Genomic DNA, 23,296 nt, shown 5'->3' on the forward strand with positions numbered 1-23,296 from the left:
ATACTCAACAAAACTGTCCCAGTTGTCCCAAGCAGAAACTGCTACATCTCACATTCCAAACCTGTCTGCACAAACTGAAAGTGATAACCATTTTGCATCTTGAAAGGAAGAAAACACCTCATTTATTTCTAAAAAACGTATTTGAAAGATGACATTTTCTATTTTTGGTTATATACGATAAAACAAAATGAGCCAAACCAAACTAATACTATTGATTTTCTTGGGGGCACAGATGGCAATTTCTCAAGAATTACCACAATCCACAATTGATGAAATAGTGAGTGATTACCAAGCTAAAATGGAACATGCTACTGTGCTAAAAGATTGTGGCCATGCATTTGATGGGCCAGCCTTTATCATTAAACAATTTGAAAATAATTGGTTGGATGCGATGCTTTTGGTTACAAGTGATTCTAAGAGCACCATTGGCAGAGATATCTATAATCAATATAAAGCGTTGGGCAAAATAGATAATGGACATAATATTTACTCCAAAGCAGAAGAGATCCTAAAGAATCTTACCAAACATGTTAACCGGAAAGGCGTTACATACCATTTAAGTATTTTAAAATCTGATGAAATAAATGCATTTGCTACCCTAGGAGGATACCTCTACATTACAACGGGTTTAATAGACTTTGTGGATTCCTATGATGAACTGGCATTTATAATAGGTCATGAAGTGGCTCATGAAGATAAACTACATACCCAAAGAAAAGTAACCAAGCTAACACTGTCCGCAGACTTGTCTAATAGAACACGATTGCAAATCTTTAATGACATTGCCAAAGGCTTGAACAGCACTTTCTCCCCACCTTTTGATCAAATAGATGAGTATGAATCTGACAAGCACGGTTTTGAGCTGGCGTACAAAGCAGGGTATGATGTGAACAGGTTTGCTGATTTCTTCAAAAAGCTTGAAAAATATCAGGAACAAGATTTAATCAAGAAACTTACTTCTACCCATCCATTTGCAGAACACAGAAAAAAATGCATCGAACAATATATTGTTAACCATCAATAACAGGGATTAAGATGCATTTAGAATTCAATGGCACCAGACTGGAATTGTCAGAAACTCCCATCTCAATTGGACGAAAGGGTCATGGAGCAGATGTTGAAATTGACGCCCGAACAGCATCGCGAAAGCATGCATTGGTGAAAAAAGTAAATACTAAAGTATTTATCAAGGATTTAGAAAGTGCCAATGGCATTTTATTAAATGCAAAAAGAATGGTATCCAAAAATTGGGTAGAAATCTCACCTGAAGATAAGGTTACAATTGCTTCCCAAACGTTTAAGTTGGTTGATGAAGTTGTGCCCGTAGTGGAAGAAACTTCTTCACCACACGAGGATGTAGAAAAGCCGCAGGTTAAGGGCATCTCAGACTTTAAGTCGCAAATTGATAAAAAAGGCTTTCTGAATGTGGGCAGGTTGTCATCTAACGATATCGTTTTTGATGACCCTACGGTAACGCGCGTTCATGCAAGAATAAGTGTTGAGGATAAAAAGTATTATGTAGAAGATCTCGGCTCCAAAAACAAGACCTATATAAACGGAAGGGAAGTTACGGGCAAGGTGGTTTTAAAGGATAGTGATGTTGTCACCATATCCTCATATATGATCAACCTTATTGAGGGGTACAAAGATTTAAGAAAGGAAAAATACGCTATAAAGGCTGTTTCTATCCAAAAGAAATACCCAAACAATAAAATTGGACTTCAGAACCTTTCCATGGATATTCCCAATTCTAGTTTTGTCGCCCTTATGGGACCTTCAGGTTGCGGAAAATCTACATTGCTCAAATGCTTAAACGGAGATAATCCGGCAACTTCGGGTGAGGTTTTTATCCATGGCTTATCACTGAGAAAAAACTTCAACTTAATCAAGAAGAAGATTGGGTATGTTCCTCAGGATGATATTATCCATAAAGAACTGACCGTTTATAGAACATTGTTTTATGCAGCAAAATTGCGTCTGCCAGATGACACCACGAATGAAGAAATAAACAAAAGGATAAACAAGGTAATAACGGACCTCAATCTAAATCAAGACAAGGAAAAAGACATTAAGGATGTTAAGGTGGGAAGTCTCTCTGGGGGTCAACGCAAAAGAATTTCCATTGCTGTAGAATTATTGACAGAACCTACCATTTTGTTTTTAGATGAACCTACATCTCCACTTGATCCAGAGACCATAGAGAGTTTTTTAATGAGTTTGCAAACACTGGCACACTCGGGAACTACAATTGTTATGGTTACCCATAAGCCGGAAGACTTAAATTATGTGGATCAGGTTATTTTCTTGGGAGTACAAGGACACCTTGTTTACAAAGGACCCGCGCAGTTGTTGACCAGCCATTTTGGTGCTGAAAATATTATACAGGTGTATAGTAAAATGAGCGATTCAAATATGGTAAAATCCACCTATTACCAAAAGCCCAATGCAATACCCTATAAAAATTCTAACGCAACAGATTTTAAACGAGACAAACCGGATTCGCTATGGTTGCAACTTTACTGGCTGGTATCTAGATATTTTAACATCAAAATAAACGACAAGGAGAATCTATTGTTATTATTGGCGCAACCTGTTATCATTGCTGGTTTGGTATGTTTGGTGTTTGACCGACTTCAAATAGGAGTGCTATTTTTAATGGCGATATCTGCTATATGGTTTGGTGTAAGCAATGCAGCAAAAGAAGTTGTTGGGGAGCTTTCCGTATATAAAAGGGAACGTATGTACAACCTTAACATACACACCTACATACTTTCTAAATGGATGGTGCTCGCCCTTATTGCCCTAGTGCAAACCATAGTTTTTGTCAGTGTCATATACCTCAATTTCAAATTCAATACGTATGGCAATTTTGATGAGGTTTACCTTAGACCGTATGGACAAGGAATTCTGTTCATGTTCTATATTTCCTTTTCCGCATCTCTTATTGGGTTATGGCTTTCATCGTCATTAAACTCCACGGAAAAAGTAATGACCGTGGTTCCCATCGCTTTAATGCCACAGATTATGCTGGCCGGGGTAATGACAAAAATCAATAACGTTCTTGTAGAGATTCTAAGTTTTTTTACCCTTGGCAGATGGGGCACGGAAGGTTTTGCCAGATTACAGGATGAAGCTTCGCCTTCCCACCCAAGAAATTTGGGATCCAAAGAGAGTGTTTTAACTTCTTACCCTTCACCAAGTAATCTTGACCCCAGCATAAAAGAAGCATCAGGTGTTGTGGAAGATTCTGCTTCTGCAATGGATATTTTGGATCTATACAATCAAAAATTAATAGATGAGGGGAGTTTGATAGGAGGAGCGCTCAACAGTTTTGATAAAAACATACTTGTCATAGCGCTGTTGAATGTCCTTTTTTACATCCTGATTTATTCAGCCTTAAAGAAAAAAGACAGTATTTAAATGATTCAAATGAGAAACATATGTATACTCTTACTGGGATTGGTTATCTGTACTTCTTGTAGTAAAAAACCAAAATTTGTTCAGGTGGACAATGTTTCTATACTTGGATTAAAAGACAGTATCCTACTGGTTACCATGGATTATGTGGTATACAATCCCAACGATGTAAAAACGAAGTTGAGGCAATCGGGCATGGAGATATTCTATAAAGATTCCCTAGTGGGAAATGGATATTTGGACAAACAGATAAATTTAGTGGCCAATGATACCCTAAGTGTACCGGTACGTTTTGAGATAGCGGTAGAGAAATTACACAAATACTACCCGGAACTTATCAGTTCTGATTCAACCGTTTTTTCCATAAAAGGAAATAGCCGGGTAAGCTTTCTCTTGAATTCTTTTACAATTGATATGGATGATGAAATCCATTTAAATACGAAGGGCATTATCCATGAGCAAATACAAAAAAATTTAAGCACGGCTGATAATTTTAAAGTTCGATCAATATCTTCGAATAGACTACCATCATTTAACACAACCAAACTACAGCTTCAGATAGAAACCAAAAACAACCTTCCATTAGACTATGTTATAAATGAGTTGCAACTTGATTTTTATCTGGATAAAAGACGCGCCAAAGTTGCCAATTGGCAGCTTTCTGAACCCTTAAGACAAAAGAGTCTGGAAAAAGCCTTGATACCTGTAGATGTTACCTTAAACAATATTGACATTTTAAAACAAGCGAAATTGTCTTGGCTTACAAAAACCGAGGTTAATTTTAGTATTTTGGGAGAGATACAGGTGCAAATAGAAGGATATGAATTTATAGTGCCAATAGAAGACAACTTAAATCTTGCTTTATAGCAAACAACACAGAAAAAGCTCTTGAATGACCGACCAAGAACTGATAGACCAACTTAAAAATGGCAATGAGGGGTGCTTAAAGCATCTTTACCAACATTTGGGGAAGGTAAAAGGATGGATTTCTCAAAATAGTGGGAATGATGACGATGCCCTTGATGTTTTCCAAGAGGCTATCATTGTTTTCTACAAAAATGTAATGTCGGGCAAATATGAACTTAGGAGCAAGATAAGCACCTATCTTTTTGAAGTTTCCAAACGGCAATGGCTCAACCAGCTAAATCGAAGGAAAAAATATGAAAAGCAAAGCGATGGGGTTGTGACCGTGGATTGGGGGCATGAGGATGATGAAATTGAATTCACCTATAAAGGGCCGTCCCTCAAAAAATATTTAATGGAAGCGTTGGAAAAGCTTGGAGAGCCTTGTAAATCCTTATTAGAGACAACCATTTTTTTAGGTATGCGAATGGAAGACATAGCGGAAAAATTTGATTACTCCGGACCACGTTCAGCAAGCCAACAAAAATTGAGATGTCTGAAAAAACTAAGAAGCGGCATATCTTATGAAGTCATTATAGGCCTTAAATAACATGGAAGAAGATTTAAGACATATAGATTTAATAGATAAATATTTGAGCAATAGCTTAACCAGCTCTGAAGTGGAAATGGTTGAAAAACGTATTGCCGAAGACGCAAGTTTCGCCAAAGAGCTAGAAATCTACAAACAAATTTATAAGGGAATAGAGCAACAGGGGGATACTGCCTTAAAAGAAAGACTTGCATCATATTACAATAGTTACAAGGAGGAAAATGAAAGTAAGACCAACAAAGGGCGCTACCACAAACTAGTTGTATTTGGCAGCGGAATAGCGGCTTGCGTTCTTATAGGGTTACTATTGTTTTTTTATTATCGGAACGATGGACAGAACCCTAATTTTAAAGATATTAACCCAACTATAGTTGACATTGATACAGTGCAGCCCAATAGTAAGGATACCATAGAAAGCCTCATTAATGAAGATCGTTTGGTTCAGGAAGAAAAACCAGAACAAATAAATAAAGAGAACCAGGTTGACGAAGAATTGGTCAATCAAGAGGTGCCAAAAGACAAGCCTAAGGACACCGTTCTACCGGACAATGTAAATAACGATACTCAATTAGCTTTTGGGGGTTTTATACCTCTTCCTCCGGAGTCGGTCAGAACAATCGAATACCCACTTCCCCTACGGTATACTTTTGATGGCGATAAACTAACCCTTTTTGGAGATCCTTTGCTATCTAAATTACAACTGGAACTTATAAAGAACAAAGAAAAAGAATACGTTTTGTTTTATAAAAGCAAGTACTTTTCAATTGATAAAACAGCTGGCATAAAACGTTTGGAAGAGTTGCGAACTGATAGTTCTTTTGGTAATTCATTATTGAAGCTAAAACCAAAGTTAAATCCATCCGAAGAGAGATTGAACATCGTGCTGGAAGACATCACTAGGTTTTCAGAGAAGTCCAAAAACCTAAAGGTAAGTTATGATTCAGAAAGTTCTTCGGACGCTTATTTTTTTGATGAAACAGACAATACCCTTGAACTTATTATAAACTCAAATTTGAATCCCGAAACAGCCAAAGTCTATGAAGTCAAGGAAAAGACTAGACGGCGCTACTTTTTAGTGGAAGACACAATGATATACGAGTTGGATGTCCATGCTAAAGAAGCCAAACCATTAAAGCAAGTAGAAATTACTAAAAACAAAATGGCGCGTCTTTTTATGGAGAAGGCTTCTTTTGAAACAACAGTGTATAAGGAGAAGTAAAATAGAAGTGTTTTTTAAAAAGCAATTTAGGTTTACGCAAAGAATGAAATAATTTTAGGTGAATTTATAAATTGAAAGATGACATTTCACTTTTCTAGTTATATAGAATAAAACAACAATGACCAACAAAGAAAGAGCCCTTCTTGTAGCCGAAAAAGCCCATGCAAATCAACAATATGATATATACCCATACATATACCATATAAAACAAGTGGTAAAAATAATTGAAGATTTAGGGTATGATGAAACTGTTGTGGTAGCAGCTGTGTTGCACGATACTTTAGAGGACACAGATCTTTCATACAATGATTTAAACAAGGCATTTGGTGAAGAAGTGGCAGAGATCGTTTATGCCGTAACTGATGAATTGGGAAGAAATAGAAAGGAGCGTAAAACTAAAACCTATCCTAAGATAAAAGCAAACTGGAAGGCCACCGTAGTAAAAATATGCGACCGTATTGCCAACATGGAACAATCCAAAAGATACAATCAAAAATTATTTAAAACCTATAAAGGGGAACATGAAGATTTTTGCAAACAGCTGCACAATGCTGAACACCCAAGTATTGAAGTGGATAAGGCATGGCAAAGGTTGTTTGGTTTAATAGAAGAAGTTTTTAAATTGTAATACGATTAGCCTAACACTCAACCAAATGAAACTAAACCAATACGAATGGGATCCTGAAAAAGATAAGCTAGGAGAAGGTGCCTTTGCGGAGGTGTTTAGGGCCAAGGATACCTATGCCAATAGGAATGTTGCGCTCAAAATCTATAAAATAGCGGTTACCTCTGGCGACATGGGCAGCACAAGACAATCCAAGTATAGTTTAGAAAAAGAATTCAATAACTTGGAAGGACTATCCCATACAAACATCATAACTTATTTTGGTCTTAACTATATAAAGCATACAGATGCTATGGGTAGATCTGGCAGCTATCCTGTCATTATCATGGAGTATGCTAACCAAGGAACCCTTAAGGAATATGTAAAAACTAAACCGTCAAAGGAAGTACTGGACAAGCTAATTAAGGACATTGTCTTAGGTGTGGGATATCTTCATGAGGAAGGGCTTTTGCATAGAGATCTAAAGCCTGGGAATATCTTGATTACCAAAAACAAAAAAGGAGTTCCTACCGCTAAGATTTCGGATTTTGGGATTAGTAAGGATACACTGTCCACAGAAAATATTACCAAGTCTTTTACAGAAATGATAGGAACGCCTCATTATATGGCGCCAGAACAGTTCCACAAGAAGAAATTTGGTTTGGACGGCACCATAAGTTCAAGGACTGATCTATGGGCTATTGGAGTAATCGTCTATAAAAGCTTAACGGGAAAATATCCTTTTGGTGAGGGAATTGATGATATTGAATTGGTTCGTGATGCCATCACCGAAAAAAATCCTGATTTAAACAGTATTCCAGAAGATTATAAGAAGCTACTTTCCATATGTTTTGAAAAGAAGGCCATTGACAGACCATCTTCCGCAGAAGAATTGTTACAATACGTAAATTCCGATTATAAGATACCTACTGAGAAAAAAAAGGATATAGAAAGTACAATTGTTGAAGAAGAAAAACCTCAAAAAGAGGATATTGACAATACGGTATTTATCACAAAGGAAGGAGAAGATAAACCTAAAGGCGATCAGAACCATAAAGTCACCAAACTTCAGAAAACTATGCTCTGGATCTATGGGGGTATAGCTGTTTTTTGGTCTGTATATACCATTTTTAAATCTCAAGATGCCATTGTTTTGCCATTCCTCATTTATCCTACATCAATTCTTCTTTTCTGCTTTCTCTATTTAAAGCCTAAAAAAGAGTATAAATGGGTTAGAAAAATAAACTTTGGTTTTCTGAGTTTTTTCAACATTTTAATGGTACTAGGAGTTCTATTTTGGATGAGAAACATCAAAATAAAGGATATTTTACCTTTATTTTTTCTTGTTGCTCAAATAGTATTGTTCGTTTCATTAGTTCAAGGTAAAATACGAGCTGAAAGTCCTAAAGTAGAAAGCAAACCCCCAGCATTATATTTCCTTGTTTTGCTGTTTGGATTAACATATTGCATTTCGTACATCTTAGAAGTTTTTGAAGGGACATTGGGCGCCTCTTCTATAAATTTAATCTCAGAGGGTACGGAAGCATTTACACTTCTGCCCAATATCTTGTTTTTAACTGCTTTGTTCTTTTTTATCAATAAAAAGCATATTGATTACTTTAAAACAGTAGTTTTCTTTTTTATAGCCAGTACGATTATTGCGTCTTTGTGGTGGCTGCTTTTAGAGACCCAATCTTTAGACCTTAAAAACGGAGAGGGTTTTTATAGTTCATTAATTCATAATGTTAATTCTAAAGAAATTTATATCCAAGATTTAAAGGTTGGATATTACATGTGGTACTTTTCAATGTTTTTTGGGTTTATGGCTATTATTTATTCAGCGGTAAAAGAGACCAATTTCAAAAAATATTTCTGGCCTGTAATAAGTGTTATCGTGCTAGTTTTGGTGATTTCGTATTACAGTCAATGGTCCAAATCCAAAATCGGATATGATTTTAACGAAGGCATAGAAAACGTAAATTATTCCCAGTTTGAAGAAGCTATGGGCAATAATGCCAAGTGGCACTTTGAAAAAGGAGTGGTAAGCAGAATGTTGGAAAAGTACGATGAAGATAATTCAGATGAACTAAAAAGGATGCTCCGTCTTTTTGTAGATCATAGTGGGATAACAACAAGGATAGATGACAAACAACTTAAAGCAGCTGTTGAAACCAATGATGCTGAGGTTTTAGAGATTCTAATGACTCCCAAAGTGGGAGGGTTTACAGAAGACGTAGATTTTATTGAAGATGAAAAAAGTCTACTGCAAATGGCTCGTGATCAACAAAACACTAAAATGGACACGCTGTTACTAAACAAAGGGGCCAAACTTACTGATAAAGAACAAAAAGCGGAAGATTTAAAAAAGCAGGAAGAACTAAAGGCCAAGGAATTTAAATATTATGAGAATTTCACCAACAGCTCAACAAAGTTCCCAAAATTTTCCGATACAAATAAGGAGTGGACCTACGAGTTCAGTGCTTATAAGGTAAATGTAAAAAACATGGATTTAAGTCACAAAAAAACGGCTTATTTTGACATAGATACTACAAAGCCTTATTCCGTAAGCACAAAAACAATCAGGGGAAGCATTAAAGCCTCGATAGGGCTGGTTTTTGATTATAATGGTTCTGATGACTATCACATTGCAGAAGTGAGCAACAATACTGTAAATATCCAGAAATATCAAGGTGGTAAATGGAACAAAATAAAAGGGGTCAGTGCAACGACCAACAAATTGACAAATACGATAATGATTCGTAAAAATGGAAATTATGTCTCCTGTTATCTAAATGGCAAGATTGTTATTTCTAACCAGCCAATACAAAGTACTGGAGGTAAATACATGGGTGTGATAGTGTCTAACCCCAACGGAAACCCTGTTCTTTATTTTGATAATTTTAGAGTTGAGGGCACAAAAAGATGATCTACAAAAAAGAAACCAAGGACAATGAGCTTTATGTTTATATGAACGGCAAGCTTATATATAAAAAATGGTTGTCAACTGGACATTCCATGGTTTTTGATGTTAGGGCGTACGACCGATTTACACTAAGTTCCATTACAGAAGAAAAGGATATTTAGTTTAAGGAAAAACCCTTTACTAACACCATTACAAGAATCTCGTTTAGAACGTTTTAAGTTCTAAACGAGATTTTTTTTGATTAAAAAGATGACATTCTTAAAAAGTGGTTATAAAGAATAAATGTATAACTAAAACCTTTTAAACATGAAATCCAGAACAATCCTTTTGATGTTTTTGTCGATTATGATTTTTGGACCGGCAGCCGCTCAAAATGAAAGACGTAGAACAGATAGAACCAAAGAGAGAACTGTTGCCAAAGAAATTGACAAGACAGATCGTACGGTTGAGCAAACCAATGCACAGATTGATAGTACTACTGTAAGTATTGAAAACACGATTGAAGGAACTAAAGAGACCATTGATAAGGTTGGAAAAATACTTTTTGGCTCTAAGGAAGGGAAGACCAAATCTAAAAACATCATTGTCATTCAAGTTCATTCCGTGGAGTATGGGGATGAGAACCTGAGTCGGCTACAGGAACACATTAAAGGAATAAAAAGTGTAAAAAAGGTATCTAAGACCTTTGCCAATAATAATGCTACCATTAGTGTAGAATGCAAAAAAACGGCAGATGATATATGGCAAGAAATACCTCAGAACTTAAGACAGGGCTTCACTATAAATAGTGTTTCAGAGAATACCATTTCCTTAAAGGTCAATAGCTAGAATTTTTTTAAATCGATATAAAACCAAAACACAAAATGAAGACTGTTTATACCTTATTAACCATGTTATCTGTGATGTCCTTGTTCATTAATTGCAACAATGACAGCAGTAACGAAGAAGAAATAACCGGTACAGCTGCCAAAGGCATAATTACCTTGTCAGGAGAAGATACTGCCGAAATAGGAACCCAATTAGAAGTGGGAGATATAAATTATGGGAGAAAAGATTTAACAGGATTGGATGAAACGATCATAATAGTGCCCAAGGGGGCTAAAATATCAGAGGATGCGCCTGATTTACCTTTAAATGACCCTGATTACGTAGAATCTATTATAAGTTTTGAGGATGTAGAAAATGCTTTTGTAATAGTTCTAGGGCAAGAATTAGTTTCCATGGTCATAGTGGTCAATGGAATAGAGAGACGTTACATATGCGACTCACTTTTTGAAACCTCAATAGCATGTGGATCTATTGTTTTGGATGCCGAAGCCAAGCAAAGTACACTTTCCAATGTCACCGTGAAAAATGTTGAAACCGGTACAATTCTAACGATGAACGGCACTGTAAGTTGGTAATTTTTTCAAGCAAGATTTAATATTGGCAAACCATGGATTCGGCAATGAGATTTAAGGTGGGAGTATTATTGGTTTTAATTAACTTAGGATTCATAAATGCTCAAACAACCGATTATTTTAGCGGAACAATTGGGTTTAGTTGTTCTTTTGTTGGAAAACCAACATATGTGGTGGAGAAAATGCATAAGTATATTAAAGCATCTCAATATGATGAGATTGGACAACTTTTAGATTCACCCAATACAGCAGAACGGTTTATGGCGGTAGTAGTATGTGAAGAATTATTGTTTTCTGGGGAATTGTCTTTGACCAAGGATCAGAAAAGAACAATGCAAGAATTGTATAGATCGGAGAAAAAGGTGGCTATTTGTTCGGGGTGCACTTTTTTTGAATCAACAACGATAAAAGACCTTTTAAATAATTTTGATTCTTATAATATGGGGCGCAAAGCGCGTTCATGGGTTAAAAAAGAATTGATAAAGCACGAGGTTAACAAGTGAGTATGAAAGACAATATAGAAATACCGTTGAGCAGAATAAAACTGGTGCTTATAATTCTTGGTTGCGCCATGTTTCTTGCATTAAGTGTATTTATTCTTTTAAATGCAGAAAACATGCAAACCCGAAAAGCTGAAAATCCATTTATAATGAGGGCAATTGCGGTTATTGCCATCCTTTTTTTTGGTGCCATTCTAATTTCCGTTTTCAAAAAACTTTTTGAAAACCGTATGGGAATGATAATTAGCGATAAAGGCATATGGGATAATTCCAACGGGGTAAGTATTGGGTTGATAGCCTGGGAAGACATTCAGAACATTAGAAAATCCCAAGTCATGTTGACTAAATTCTTGCTTATAGATGTTAAGAATCCGGAGAAGTATATAGGGAATGCAAGCAGTAAGTTCAAAGCCTCTATTATGCGCAAGAACATGCAAACTTATGGAACACCAATTTCCATTTCCTCTGGCGGATTAAAATGGGGTTTCAGTAAAATAGAATCTACCATTATTAGGGAGTTTAAAAGACAAAAACAAATTCCTTTTATGCAGTCAACCAAACCGACAACAAATAAGGATTTATGAAAATAGTTACTCCCGCCCATATTAATGAAATTGGAAATCGGAACAACAATGAGGATTCCATATATCCGGAAGAATCAACGGCAAAGGATTCACTTTTTTTAGTATGTGATGGAGTAGGCGGACATGAAAAAGGGGAGGTAGCATCGTCTTTGGTGTGTAAGTACATGGCGGAGTTTATAAACAAAAAAGATGCTGATGTAAAAGAGGTTGATTTTTTAGCAAAAGCACTGGAGCACACAGAAAAGAACCTAGTCGAGCATATTTCTGCGGACCCTGGCTTAAAAGGAATGGCAAGCACCTTAACGCTGGTAAAATTATTGTACAAGAAAGAACAAGCGTTGGTTGGATGGGTAGGTGATAGTAGGGTGTATCATCTGCGCAATGGGGAGGTATTGTTCCAGACCAAAGATCATTCTGAAGTACAAAATTTGTTGGATATGGGTGAGATTACCCAGGAAGAAGCAGAAAATCATCCTCGGAAAAACGTCATTACAAGAGCGGTAAATGGAGTAAGGCCAACTAGAATAGATCATAAAGTAATTGAAGATTTAAGGGAAGATGATTTCTTTTTGTTGTGCACAGATGGTATTCTAGAAACATTGGACGAAGATAAAATAAGACATTGGTTCACTTCAGAGAGTACTGTTGAAGAAGTAAAAGCCAAAATCTTGAAAAATGCTTCAGGGAAGACCCAGGACAACTATTCCATGTATCTCATCAAAATAAAAGAAACGAACACAGAACAAACGCTTGACACACAAAAGACAAGGTCGGCAACAGCAATTCAAGACACAGGTTCAGAAAACAATAAAACCCCTAAGACCTATTTAAAAATTGTGTTTTTCATACTGTTGCTATTACTAGGGTTTTGTTTGTATAAACTATGGTACTTAGGGCGATAAATCAAATCAACCAATAAAAACTTAAAACACATGAGATTATTTTTAGTACTTTTTTCATTCGCGATTTTAATTCCAAACATAGCATCCGCCAAAAAGATAGGAGGTCTTTTTGGAAAAGACGAAAGGGTAAATGAGATTATGGCTTTAGAGGGCAAAGGGCCTAATGGAGAAGAAGTTTATCTTGCTTATAAGACCACAGGCTTGTTTTTCTTTATGGGAGCATATTTGTCCGATGATGGATACGTTCTTGGCGTACGCGGCACCTCAGGATCCTATTATCCTTTAGATGAGAAACAGATTGAAGCATTTCAAGAGAGTGGGTTTTTTCCAACGCCATTACCAGAGTATGAAATCCCACTAATGGATTGGGTGTGGGGTTTTGCCTTATGGATTTTACTGGTTGTTTTAGCAGTTATATGGTTTTTTCCAACGAAAGGGAACAGTTTTGAAAGAGGATGTAAATATTACTTTGGCAAGGAAACAGCTGTAGATTATAATAAGGCCTATAAGTTGTTTAAAAAATCAGCCAGCAAAGGGTTTGCCCCGGCACAATATAATTTGGGAATCATGTATCTCAATGGTCAAGGAGTTCCCAAGAATGTTCAAAACGCAATTTCCAGTTTTATGCTGGCCTCAGATCAAAACTATGCAAATGCCCAGTTTCAAATGGGGAGTCTTTATTTTAATGGACAAGAAATACAAAAAGATTTAGATAGGGCCTTATCTTTTTACACGTCAGCATGTAACAATGGCAATCAGGATGGTTGTAAGATGGTAAATCATATAAATGAGAACCCTAAATAGTATAAAGCATATGCTTTTCTATTTGAATAAAATGGCGATGGCCCCAATAGCAGTAACGATCAAGATGAATCTTTTATAGTTACGGTCATTAATCTTTTTTACAAGGACAACACCTAGAAAAAGACCAGTAAGAATGGCCGGAAGTAACTTGATATTGATCAACAATGTTTCTTGGGAAATGGTTTTCCAAACAAATAAATGAAAGGGGAGCTTAAAAAGATTGGTAATTAAAAAGAGCCATGCAGCTGTGCCTACGAACTCATTTTTTGGCAAACGCATTGCCAAAAAGAAAATATTTGTAAAGGCCCCTGCCAAGTTTCCTATCATGGTGCAGATACCGGCCATAATTCCTATGGAGCCTGAAAAAAACCAATGAGTGGGGATAGAATTGGACTTTCTTTTATCCCACCAAATTAACATCCCTAAGCTTATAAGGATGACTATAACCATGCTTATTTTAAATTCTTGTTCTGGCAAATCCTTCCCAACAAAGACACCGATAAGAATGCCTCCAAGCATCCAGGGCAAGAATTTTAGGATATGATTCCATTGGGTATGCCGATTATAGTAAACCACCGCAAAAACATCACCGACCAAAAGCAGGGGAATTATCAAACCTGTAGATTCTTTGGCCCCAAAAGCCAAAGCCATAAGTGTTACATTGAAGATAGAAAGTCCTTTTAGCCCTGCCTTGGAAATTCCCATTAGAAAGGAGGCGGTTGCCGCCATTACCCATGCTATTAAAGAAGGTTCAAATGTTGTAGATAGCGTCAAATTTGGTGTTTAGCGAACAAAGGCTAAAGGTATTCTAAAAAATCATACATTCGTGGCTAACCAAACCAATAAATATGGAACTCAGCACGCTGGACTACAGTCTTATAATTGTTTTTTTTGCCATTGTTTTGGGAATTGGAATCTATGTTTCCAAAAAGTCCGGGAAGAGTTCCACAGAATATTTTTTATCAGGCAGAACAATGCCTTGGTGGTTGTTGGGCCTATCAATGGTTGCCACAACTTTCTCCACGGATACGCCAAATCTGGTTACCGATTTAGTAAGAACAAATGGAGTATCTGGCAATTGGGGTTGGTGGTGTTTTCTATTAACAGGAATGCTTACCGTTTTTGTATACGCCAAACTATGGAGAAAATCCAATGTAAAAACAGACCTTGAGTTTTATGAACTTCGTTATGGAGGTAAGGCTGCAAGTTTTTTAAGGAAATTTAGAGCCATTTATCTTGGGGTGTTTTTTAACGTTATTACAATGGCTTCGGTTACTTTGGCCGCAATTAAGATTGGTGGGGTTATGCTGGGTCTTGAACCTTGGGAAACAGTTGTTGCCGGAGGACTCATAACGGTTATTTTTAGTGCACTTGGTGGATTTAAAGGAGTTGTCTATAGCGATTTTTTACTCTTTTTTGTAGCAATGGCAGGCGCAATTGGAGCTGCATATTATTTGGTTAATATTCCAGAAGTAGGTGGAATACAAGCCATCATGGAAAATGAGAATGTCAAAGATAAACTGAGTATTCTGCCAGATTTTAGTGATAAAAAAGCCTTGATTACCATGTTGGTTATTCCATTGGCAGTGCAATGGTGGAGCTCTTGGTATCCTGGTGGAGAACCAGGCGGTGGCGGATATATTGCACAACGAATGTTGGCAGCTAAGAATGAAAACCATGCAATGGGCGCCACATTCTTTTTCAATATTATGCATTATGCATTGCGTCCTTGGCCATGGATTTTGGTAGCATTGGCTTCGTTGGTAATATATCCTGATGTTGCCAGCATTCAAGAAGCATTCCCTAATGTTGCGGAAAGTAAATTAGGACAAGACCTTGCGTATTCGGCAATGCTGACTAAGCTGCCAAGTGGTTTATTGGGCTTGGTGCTAGCGTCCTTGGTTGCTGCATATATGAGTACTATTTCCACACAATTAAACTGGGGCTCCTCCTATATAGTGTACGATTTCTATAAACAACAAATAAACCCAGGCGCAACAGAAAAGCAAATGGTTAATGTAGGGCGGTTGTCTACAGTAATACTGATGGTTTTAAGTGCATTTTTGGCATTGGCATTACAAAATGCCATGGGGGTTTTTAACTTGCTGTTATCTTTTGGAGCGGGGACAGGACTCATTTTCATTTTACGTTGGTTCTGGTGGCGAATTAATGCTTGGAGTGAGATTACAGCAATGTTTTCTTCAGGTATTTTAGCGATACTTTTAGAAACGACCTCATTAAAAGGGATGCTTTTTAACGCGGAAACTGGCATATTTCCAGAGTGGGGAGAATTACCATTTATCATGATGGTTACTTCTATAATATGGCTTACAGCTACTTTTGTAACTCAGCCAGAAACTAAGGATGTATTAAGAAGCTTTTACAAAAAAATTCAACCAGGAGGGCCAGGTTGGGCTAAAATTATTGAAGAGGCAAAACAGGACAATGTTGAGATTGTGGAGAGTGATCAAAAATGGAGCGTCCCATCTGGGATAACAGCAATGTTATTGGGAGTTGTGTTAATCTATACCATTATGTTCGCTACAGGATATTGGATTTATGGCAAAACTAATTTGGCTTTAATACTGACAGGAGTAGCCGCCGTTTCAGGATTTTTATTGATAAGGGCTTGGAATAAAATGAAGGATAACCTGTTATAAAACATCATGAAAAGCAGAATCCTATCTGTTGATATTTTTCGAGGAGCGACGATCATTTTAATGATTTTGGTGAACACCCCGGGAACATGGTCAAATGTATACGGCCCTTTACTGCACGCGAAGTGGCATGGTTATACTCCAACGGATCTTGTATTTCCATTTTTCTTGTTTATCGTGGGAACTTCAATCGTGTTTGCATATCAAAACAAAAAAGCAGATACTGCTGTCTATAAAAAAATCTCAGTTAGGAGCTTAAAACTAATCGGGTTAGGTCTATTTCTTGGAGCTTTTACCATTATTTTTCCTTTTATCAAGGAGTTCGCCTCAATAAGATTTCCTGGAGTATTACAACGTATAGGAGTGGTTTTCTTTTTTGCCGCGATGCTCTTTTTACATCTTAATTGGAAGAAGTTAATTTGGGTTGCAGCAGTTTTATTGATAGGATATTGGCTATTAATGGTTTTTATTCCTGTTGAGGGTATAGCGTCTACATTGGAACGGGCGCCAAACAATTTGGCCAATTATTTGGATGTTCAAGTTTTTGGAACCCACAGCTATAAACCAGATTATGACCCGGAAGGCCTATTAAGCACAATGCCCGCTATTGTAAGTTCACTCTTAGGAATTTTTACAGGTTTGATATTGACCTCGAAGCAGGAGAAAAAAACAACCATTTTGTTTGGACTAGGGGGTTCACTATTGTTAATGGGACATCTCTTGGATTTTGTTTTTCCAATCAATAAAGCACTTTGGACAAGCAGTTTTGTTTTGGTAACTGCAGGTTGGGCGAACATTGTTTTAGCATTGATTTACTATCTAACAGATGTAAGGGGCATCAAGTTCGGGAGCATATTCAGGTATGTTGGAGCAAATGCCATAGTGGTTTACTTTTTGTCCAGTTTTATCACCAAGTTGTTTTATTCTATAAAAGTTGATGAAGATACCTCAATACACGGATGGCTTTTCAATAAAATCTATGTTCATGATTTTATGTCCATGGAGCTGTCATCATTACTCTATGGTTTAAGTGTAGTGTCTTTTTACTGTCTTTTGGCTTATGTACTTTATAAGAGAAAGATTTTTATAAAAGTGTAACGTTGCTCCACTAATGAAAGGAAAAAACAGATTTTAGGAATGAAGTTGTATTAACCTAGCAACGTATTTTCCTATTACATCAAACTCTAGATTTACGGTAGTCCCCGGCGAATATGTCCTGAACTTGGTGTGTTCATAAGTGTACGGTATAATAGCAACATTAAAAGTATTTTTTTTAGAGTCGACAACTGTTAAACTAACACCATCAACGGTAATAGAACCTTTTTCAATGGTAACATTGTTTAAAGTAGAATCATATTCAAAGCCAAAAACCCAGCTCCCATCTTTTTGTTCAACAGAAACACAGTTTGCCGTTTGATCAACATGCCCTTGCACAATATGTCCATCCAATCGCGCGCCCAATACCATGGCTCTTTCAAGATTTACGACATCTCCAACCTTTAAATCACCTAAACTGGTCTTGACCAAGGTCTCTTCGATAGCGGTTACTGTATACTGATCGACATCCAATGCCACAACGGTAAGGCAAACACCATTATGGGAAACGCTTTGATCTATTTTTAGCTCTGAAGTAATTTCGGAAGAAACGGTAATATGCAAATTATCACCATCTTTTTCAAGCTTTTCAATTTTACCTAAAGTCTCAATAATACCTGTAAACATGAATCTTTTTAATTGAGTAGTTTTGTAATGTAAATGTAGTTATATCGGCAATTATTCTATGAAGGAAAAAGGAAAAATAAAACTGGGTATTTCAATTGGAGATTTTAATGGGATTGGATGCGAAGTTGCATTAAAGACCTTTCAAGATCCAAGAATGCTGGATTTCTGTACCCCAATTCTTTTTGCATCAAACAAAATGATATCCCAACAAAAATCAGATTTGGGACTTAATATCAGCTTTAATGGACTAAGGGATGCCTCACAGGCGATTGATGGTAAAATCAATATCGTGAATGTTTGGAAAGAAACACCTAATGTTGATTATGGGAAAGCAACAGAAGAAGGAGGCAAATACGCCATAAAATCTTTGAGAGCTGCCGTTACTGCTTTAAAAAATAATAAGATTGATGTTTTGGTTACCGCCCCTATCAACAAAAATAATATTCAATCTGAAGATTTTAATTTTCCAGGGCACACGGATTTTCTAGCTCAGGAGTTAAACGGCGAAAGTCTGATGTTTATGGTAACGGACACTTTAAGGATTGGACTATTAACGGACCACATAGCAGTTAAAGATGTGGCCCAAGCGATTACGCCTACATTAATTAGGAACAAGGTGGAAACGATGGAAAAATCACTTAAAATGGATTTTGGAATCCGAAGACCTAAAATAGCATTGCTTGGTATTAATCCGCATAGTGGGGATAACGGAACTATAGGAGAAGAGGATGATAAGATCTTAAAACCAGCTATACAAGAGTTGTTTGATCAGGGAACATTGGTATATGGCCCATATTCGGCAGATAGCTTCTTTGGGTCTAATTCCCATAACAATTTTGATGCAATTCTAGCTGCATATCATGATCAAGGACTCATTCCGTTTAAAACACTTTCCTTTGGTAAAGGGGTAAATTATACCGCGGGATTGGAAAAAATACGAACATCTCCGGACCATGGGACCGCCTATGAAATTGCTGGCAAAGGACAGGCGGATGAAAATTCGTTTAAAGAAGCAGTTTTTACAGCGATACAAGTTTTTAAGAACCGCGTGGAAAATATAGCATTGAACAAAAACCCTTTAAAAAAACAGAAGATAAAACGAGCAAGTTAAAACTTGGCTTTTAAGTGTGATATTTATTATAATACAATTGCAGTTTTCTAAATAAGTAGTATCTTTGCACCCGCCTTTATGGGCTGGTACACAAACCTTAAGTGTAGAAATGATGAAGCTGAAGGAGTTTTTTATTCCTTTTTCGGGATTAAAGTTGGGGAAGCACGAGTTTGGGTATAACATTAACAATACGTTCTTTGAATCTTTTGATTACCAAGAGTTTAATGATGCTTCGGTACAAATTACCGCTATATTGGACAAGATGAACAATATGATGGAACTGGACATTGAAGCAAAAGGAACTGTAAATGTTGATGGTGATTTAACTGGCGAACCGTTTGATCAACCTATTTCATCACATTTGCACTTAGTTATTAAATTTGGGGAAGAATACAATGATGAAAATGATGAAATTTTAGTCATTCCCCATGGCGAGTATCAAATCAATGTTTCTCAGTATATCTATGAAATGTTGGTATTGGCAGTTCCACAAAAAAGAATTCACCCAGGAGTACTGGATGGAACATTACAATCAGAGATCTTGGATAAGCTGGAAGAATTGCAGCCAAAAGAAGTCAAAGAAGAATCAGAAAATACAGATCCCAGATGGGACGATTTAAAGAAGTTATTAACGGATAAATAGGTATATAATGGCACATCCTAAAAGAAAAATCTCGAAAACCAGAAGAGATAAAAGAAGAACTCATTACAAGGCAACTGCACCAACAATTGCTAAAGATTCTGCAACAGGAGAAATGCACTTGTATCATAGAGCACATTGGCATGAAGGTAAATTGTACTACCGCGGTCAAGTGTTAATAGACAAAACTGAAGAAGAAACTGCTGCTTAGTAGTTAACTTTTCAAAATATATCGACTCCCGTTTATTTATAACGGGAGTTTTTTTATGGAACAAAGTTAATTTTAAAAACCGCCTCTTTTTGATCTAAAAGTCGTAGAAAATGACTATTTTTCACCGTTTTTGGGTCAATTCTTAACGTTTTTGACAAAAAAAGACATTTATATGAAAAAACAAACAGCAGCGATTACAGCTGTAGGAGGGTATGTTCCTGACTTCGTTTTATCCAATAAAGTGTTGGAAACAATGGTGGATACCAATGACGAATGGATTACTTCTAGAACAGGAATAAAAGAAAGAAGAATCTTAAAAAAGGAAAACGAAGGAACTTCATATTTGGCCATTAAAGCCGCCGAAGATTTAATAAAGAAAAGCGGAGTAGATCCATTAGAGATAGATTTTGTGCTGGTGGCAACGGCAACCCCAGATATTCCAGTAGCTTCTACTGCTGCTTACGTAGCTTCACAGATAGGCGCTGTTAACGCATTTTCTTATGACCTTCAAGCAGCGTGTTCCAGTTTTTTGTTCGGAATGTCTACTGCGGCTAGTTATATAGAATCTGGAAGATATAAGAAGGTGTTGTTGATTGGAGCGGACAAGATGTCTTCCATTATTGATTATACTGACCGTACAACGTGTATAATTTTTGGTGATGGAGCTGGAGCCGCACTTTTTGAACCCAATGAAGAAGGTCTTGGATTGCAAGATGAATACTTAAGATCAGATGGTATAGGGCGCCAATTCTTAAAAATTGATGCGGGAGGTTCCATTTTACCAGCATCAGAAGAAACTATAAAGAACAAAAGGCATTTTGTCTACCAAGATGGTAAGTCGGTATTTAAATTTGCAGTTTCCAATATGGCAGATGTTTCTGCTTTGATTATGGAGCGCAATAACCTTGGACATGAAGATGTACAATGGTTGGTGCCGCACCAGGCAAATAAACGTATTATAGATGCCACAGCAAATAGAATGGGAGTAGATCGTGATAAAGTGATGATCAATATTCACAAATATGGAAATACCACTTCTGCTACCTTACCATTATTATTATTCGATTACGAAAAACAGCTCAAAAAAGGAGACAACCTCATTTTTGCCGCTTTTGGCGGAGGATTTACATGGGGTTCCATCTATTTAAAATGGGCATATAATTCTTAAAAAGCACAACTAACTAAATCATATTCCATGGACATTAAGGAAATTCAAAGTTTAATCAAGTTTGTAGCTAAATCAGGTGCGAGCGAGGTGAAGTTGGAGATGGAGGACATCAAAATCACGATTCGTACAGGGAGCGAGTCAACTACACCTGAAACTACAATCGTACAGCAAATCCCTATGGCTCAAGCGCCTGTGGCTCCGGTTGCGGCACCACCAGTAGCAGTAGAGTCAGCGACTTCGGAAACTGAACAACCAGCAGCAGCTGATGATTCAAAGTATATTACTATTAAATCTCCAATTATTGGAACGTTTTATAGAAAACCATCACCGGACAAACCTGTTTTTGTTGAGGTGGGCAGCACAATTAACCAAGGAGACGTTCTTTGTGTTATTGAAGCAATGAAGTTGTTCAATGATATTGAATCAGAAGTTTCTGGTAAAATTGTTAAGGTATTGGTTGACGATTCTTCACCTGTAGAATTTGACCAGCCTTTATTTTTGGTTGACCCTTCCTAATCAAAATCCAATAGTTCAAATTTCAAAACCCATTTAGTTGGGTTTTAAAATGAAAACTTTAGGGCTAACATGAAAGACTATGTTTAAAAAAATATTGATTGCAAATAGAGGAGAGATTGCATTACGTATTATACGGACATGCAAGGAAATGGGCATCAAAACAGTAGCGGTATATTCCAAAGCAGATGAAGAAAGCCTTCATGTACGTTTTGCAGATGAAGCTGTTTGTATTGGTCCAGCACCAAGCCATGAATCCTATTTGAAAATACCTAATATCATTGCTGCGGCGGAGATTACCAATGCAGATGCCATTCATCCAGGGTATGGATTTCTTTCGGAGAATTCCAAATTCTCAAAAATCTGTGCAGAACATGAAATTAAGTTCATAGGTGCCTCCGGTGATCAGATTGATAAAATGGGAGATAAGGCGACAGCCAAGGAGACCATGAAAAAAGCGGGTGTACCCACAATCCCTGGCTCTGAAGGATTGTTAAAAGATGTGGCCGAAGCCAAAAAAATAGCCAAAAAAATGGGCTATCCCGTAATGATAAAAGCCACTGCGGGTGGAGGAGGAAAGGGAATGAGAGCCATTTGGTCAGAAGATCAGATGGAACCAGGTTTTGAAAGTGCAGTACAAGAAGCCACGGCCGCATTTGGCAATGGGGGAATGTATATGGAAAAGTTGATTGAAGAACCTCGTCATATTGAAATTCAAGTAGTTGGTGACCAGTACGGAAAAGCCTGTCATTTGTCTGAAAGAGATTGTTCGGTTCAACGCAGGCACCAAAAACTGACAGAGGAAACACCTTCTCCCTTTATGACCGATAAACTTCGGGAAGATATGGGTAAAGCCGCGGTAAAAGCTGCTGAGTTCATTAAGTATGAAGGAGCTGGAACAGTAGAATTTTTGGTGGATAAACACCGTAATTTCTACTTCATGGAAATGAATACCCGTATTCAGGTTGAACATCCAATTACTGAACAAGTAGTTGATTATGATTTAATCCGTGAGCAGATTTTGGTAGCAGGGGGAGTGCCTATTTCTGGAAAAAACTACCTTCCAAAGTTGCACTCTATTGAATGTCGAATCAATGCAGAAGACCCATATAATGATTTTAGACCATCACCGGGTAAAATCACAACATTGCATACACCAGGAGGGCATGGTATACGGTTAGATACTCATGTATATAGTGGGTATATGATTCCACCAAACTATGACTCTATGATTGCCAAGTTGATAACAACTGCTCAAACCAGGGAAGAGGCAATCAATAAGATGCGCAGGGCACTTGATGAGTTTGTAATTGAGGGCGTAAAAACAACAATCCCATTTCATAGACAATTGATGGACCATCCAGATTACTTGGCAGGAAATTATACTACCAAGTTCATGGAAGATTTTGAAATAGACACAAAATATCAAGATTAAAACAACCCCGATGAAAGTCGGGGTTTTTATTTG

General features: G+C 37.0%; 24 protein-coding genes. 22 read left to right on the top strand and 2 right to left on the bottom strand.

Annotation, left to right across the window (positions count from 1 at the left end; genetic code table 11):
* Nucleotides 1–187: 187 nt before the first annotated feature.
* From LV704_RS09090 to LV704_RS09155, 14 genes are all read left to right on the top strand, one after another.
* Nucleotides 188–1,024: a M48 family metallopeptidase gene (locus LV704_RS09090; RefSeq protein ID WP_163420688.1), complete on the top strand. Its 837-nt coding sequence runs from the start codon at nt 188–190 to the stop codon at nt 1,022–1,024.
* 11 nt (nt 1,025–1,035) lie between these two features.
* On the top strand, nt 1,036–3,420 hold the full coding sequence (locus LV704_RS09095) for an ATP-binding cassette domain-containing protein (protein WP_163420687.1): 2,385 nt from the start codon (nt 1,036–1,038) through the stop codon (nt 3,418–3,420).
* A 9-nt stretch (nt 3,421–3,429) separates the two neighbouring features.
* Nucleotides 3,430–4,284 carry an LEA type 2 family protein gene (locus LV704_RS09100; RefSeq protein WP_163420686.1) on the top strand — a complete coding sequence of 285 codons (855 nt, stop codon included), beginning with the start codon at nt 3,430–3,432 and terminating at the stop codon, nt 4,282–4,284.
* Between the two features lie 25 nt (nt 4,285–4,309).
* Nucleotides 4,310–4,870 carry an RNA polymerase sigma factor gene (locus tag LV704_RS09105; protein ID WP_163420685.1) on the top strand — a complete coding sequence of 187 codons (561 nt, stop codon included), beginning with the start codon at nt 4,310–4,312 and terminating at the stop codon, nt 4,868–4,870.
* Between the two features lies 1 nt (nt 4,871).
* The gene (locus LV704_RS09110) at nt 4,872–6,089 is read left to right on the top strand and encodes a hypothetical protein (protein ID WP_163420684.1); all 1,218 of its coding nucleotides are present in this window, start codon (nt 4,872–4,874) and stop codon (nt 6,087–6,089) included.
* Between the two features lie 118 nt (nt 6,090–6,207).
* Nucleotides 6,208–6,717 (top strand): HD domain-containing protein, encoded by a 510-nt coding sequence (locus LV704_RS09115; protein WP_163420683.1) that lies wholly within the window; start codon nt 6,208–6,210, stop codon nt 6,715–6,717.
* A 25-nt stretch (nt 6,718–6,742) separates the two neighbouring features.
* A complete protein-coding gene (locus LV704_RS09120) occupies nt 6,743–9,619 on the top strand; it encodes a serine/threonine-protein kinase (protein ID WP_163420682.1) in 2,877 nt (958 codons plus the stop codon).
* Nucleotides 9,616–9,777 carry a hypothetical protein gene (locus LV704_RS09125; protein WP_163420681.1) on the top strand — a complete coding sequence of 54 codons (162 nt, stop codon included), beginning with the start codon at nt 9,616–9,618 and terminating at the stop codon, nt 9,775–9,777. The genes LV704_RS09120 and LV704_RS09125 overlap by 4 nt, the downstream gene beginning before the upstream one ends.
* A 145-nt stretch (nt 9,778–9,922) precedes the next feature.
* Complete coding sequence (locus LV704_RS09130) at nt 9,923–10,444, top strand: hypothetical protein (protein WP_163420680.1); 522 nt, start codon at nt 9,923–9,925, stop codon at nt 10,442–10,444.
* A gap of 35 nt (nt 10,445–10,479) precedes the next feature.
* Nucleotides 10,480–11,019, top strand: coding sequence for a hypothetical protein (locus LV704_RS09135; RefSeq protein ID WP_163420679.1), 540 nt, complete (start codon nt 10,480–10,482; stop codon nt 11,017–11,019).
* Between the two features lie 44 nt (nt 11,020–11,063).
* On the top strand, nt 11,064–11,519 hold the full coding sequence (locus tag LV704_RS09140) for a hypothetical protein (protein ID WP_163420678.1): 456 nt from the start codon (nt 11,064–11,066) through the stop codon (nt 11,517–11,519).
* A 2-nt stretch (nt 11,520–11,521) separates the two neighbouring features.
* On the top strand, nt 11,522–12,100 hold the full coding sequence (locus LV704_RS09145; RefSeq protein WP_163420677.1) for an STM3941 family protein: 579 nt from the start codon (nt 11,522–11,524) through the stop codon (nt 12,098–12,100).
* On the top strand, nt 12,097–13,002 hold the full coding sequence (locus LV704_RS09150) for a PP2C family serine/threonine-protein phosphatase (protein WP_163420676.1): 906 nt from the start codon (nt 12,097–12,099) through the stop codon (nt 13,000–13,002). Before LV704_RS09145 ends, LV704_RS09150 begins: the two co-directional genes overlap by 4 nt.
* 30 nt (nt 13,003–13,032) lie before the next feature.
* Nucleotides 13,033–13,806, top strand: a complete 774-nt coding sequence (locus LV704_RS09155; protein WP_163420675.1) for a tetratricopeptide repeat protein — start codon at nt 13,033–13,035, stop codon at nt 13,804–13,806.
* 18 nt (nt 13,807–13,824) lie between these two features.
* Here LV704_RS09155 and LV704_RS09160 read toward each other — a convergent pair whose 3' ends face one another.
* Complete coding sequence (locus tag LV704_RS09160) at nt 13,825–14,535, bottom strand: sulfite exporter TauE/SafE family protein (protein WP_163421833.1); 711 nt, start codon at nt 14,533–14,535, stop codon at nt 13,825–13,827.
* A 119-nt stretch (nt 14,536–14,654) separates the two neighbouring features.
* Between LV704_RS09160 and LV704_RS09165 the strand changes: the two genes are divergently transcribed.
* Nucleotides 14,655–16,466: a sodium:solute symporter family protein gene (locus LV704_RS09165; RefSeq protein ID WP_163420674.1), complete on the top strand. Its 1,812-nt coding sequence runs from the start codon at nt 14,655–14,657 to the stop codon at nt 16,464–16,466.
* Between the two features lie 6 nt (nt 16,467–16,472).
* Nucleotides 16,473–17,561: an acyltransferase family protein gene (locus LV704_RS09170; RefSeq protein ID WP_163420673.1), complete on the top strand. Its 1,089-nt coding sequence runs from the start codon at nt 16,473–16,475 to the stop codon at nt 17,559–17,561.
* 33 nt (nt 17,562–17,594) lie between these two features.
* Here the strand turns inward: LV704_RS09170 and LV704_RS09175 are convergent, their stop codons facing one another.
* Entirely contained in the window at nt 17,595–18,185 is a 591-nt protein-coding gene (locus LV704_RS09175; RefSeq protein WP_163420672.1) for a riboflavin synthase, read from the bottom strand.
* A 58-nt stretch (nt 18,186–18,243) separates the two neighbouring features.
* Here LV704_RS09175 and pdxA point away from each other — a divergent pair, with 58 nt between their 5' ends.
* The 6 genes from pdxA (at nt 18,244) to accC (ending at nt 23,263) form a co-directional block, all read left to right on the top strand.
* On the top strand, nt 18,244–19,296 hold the full coding sequence (pdxA, locus tag LV704_RS09180) for a 4-hydroxythreonine-4-phosphate dehydrogenase PdxA (RefSeq protein ID WP_163420671.1): 1,053 nt from the start codon (nt 18,244–18,246) through the stop codon (nt 19,294–19,296).
* 109 nt (nt 19,297–19,405) lie between these two features.
* Complete coding sequence (locus LV704_RS09185) at nt 19,406–19,939, top strand: DUF177 domain-containing protein (RefSeq protein ID WP_163420670.1); 534 nt, start codon at nt 19,406–19,408, stop codon at nt 19,937–19,939.
* A gap of 7 nt (nt 19,940–19,946) precedes the next feature.
* Nucleotides 19,947–20,147, top strand: coding sequence for a 50S ribosomal protein L32 (rpmF, locus tag LV704_RS09190; RefSeq protein WP_109660308.1), 201 nt, complete (start codon nt 19,947–19,949; stop codon nt 20,145–20,147).
* Between the two features lie 172 nt (nt 20,148–20,319).
* Nucleotides 20,320–21,315, top strand: coding sequence for a beta-ketoacyl-ACP synthase III (locus LV704_RS09195; protein ID WP_163420669.1), 996 nt, complete (start codon nt 20,320–20,322; stop codon nt 21,313–21,315).
* 27 nt (nt 21,316–21,342) lie between these two features.
* Nucleotides 21,343–21,831 carry an acetyl-CoA carboxylase biotin carboxyl carrier protein gene (gene accB / locus LV704_RS09200; RefSeq protein ID WP_163420668.1) on the top strand — a complete coding sequence of 163 codons (489 nt, stop codon included), beginning with the start codon at nt 21,343–21,345 and terminating at the stop codon, nt 21,829–21,831.
* 79 nt (nt 21,832–21,910) lie between these two features.
* Nucleotides 21,911–23,263: an acetyl-CoA carboxylase biotin carboxylase subunit gene (accC, locus tag LV704_RS09205; protein ID WP_163420667.1), complete on the top strand. Its 1,353-nt coding sequence runs from the start codon at nt 21,911–21,913 to the stop codon at nt 23,261–23,263.
* Nucleotides 23,264–23,296: the final 33 nt, after the last annotated feature.

The sequence above is a fragment of the Flagellimonas sp. CMM7 genome, assembly GCF_021390195.1.
Classification (GTDB): Bacteria; Bacteroidota; Bacteroidia; order Flavobacteriales; family Flavobacteriaceae; genus Flagellimonas.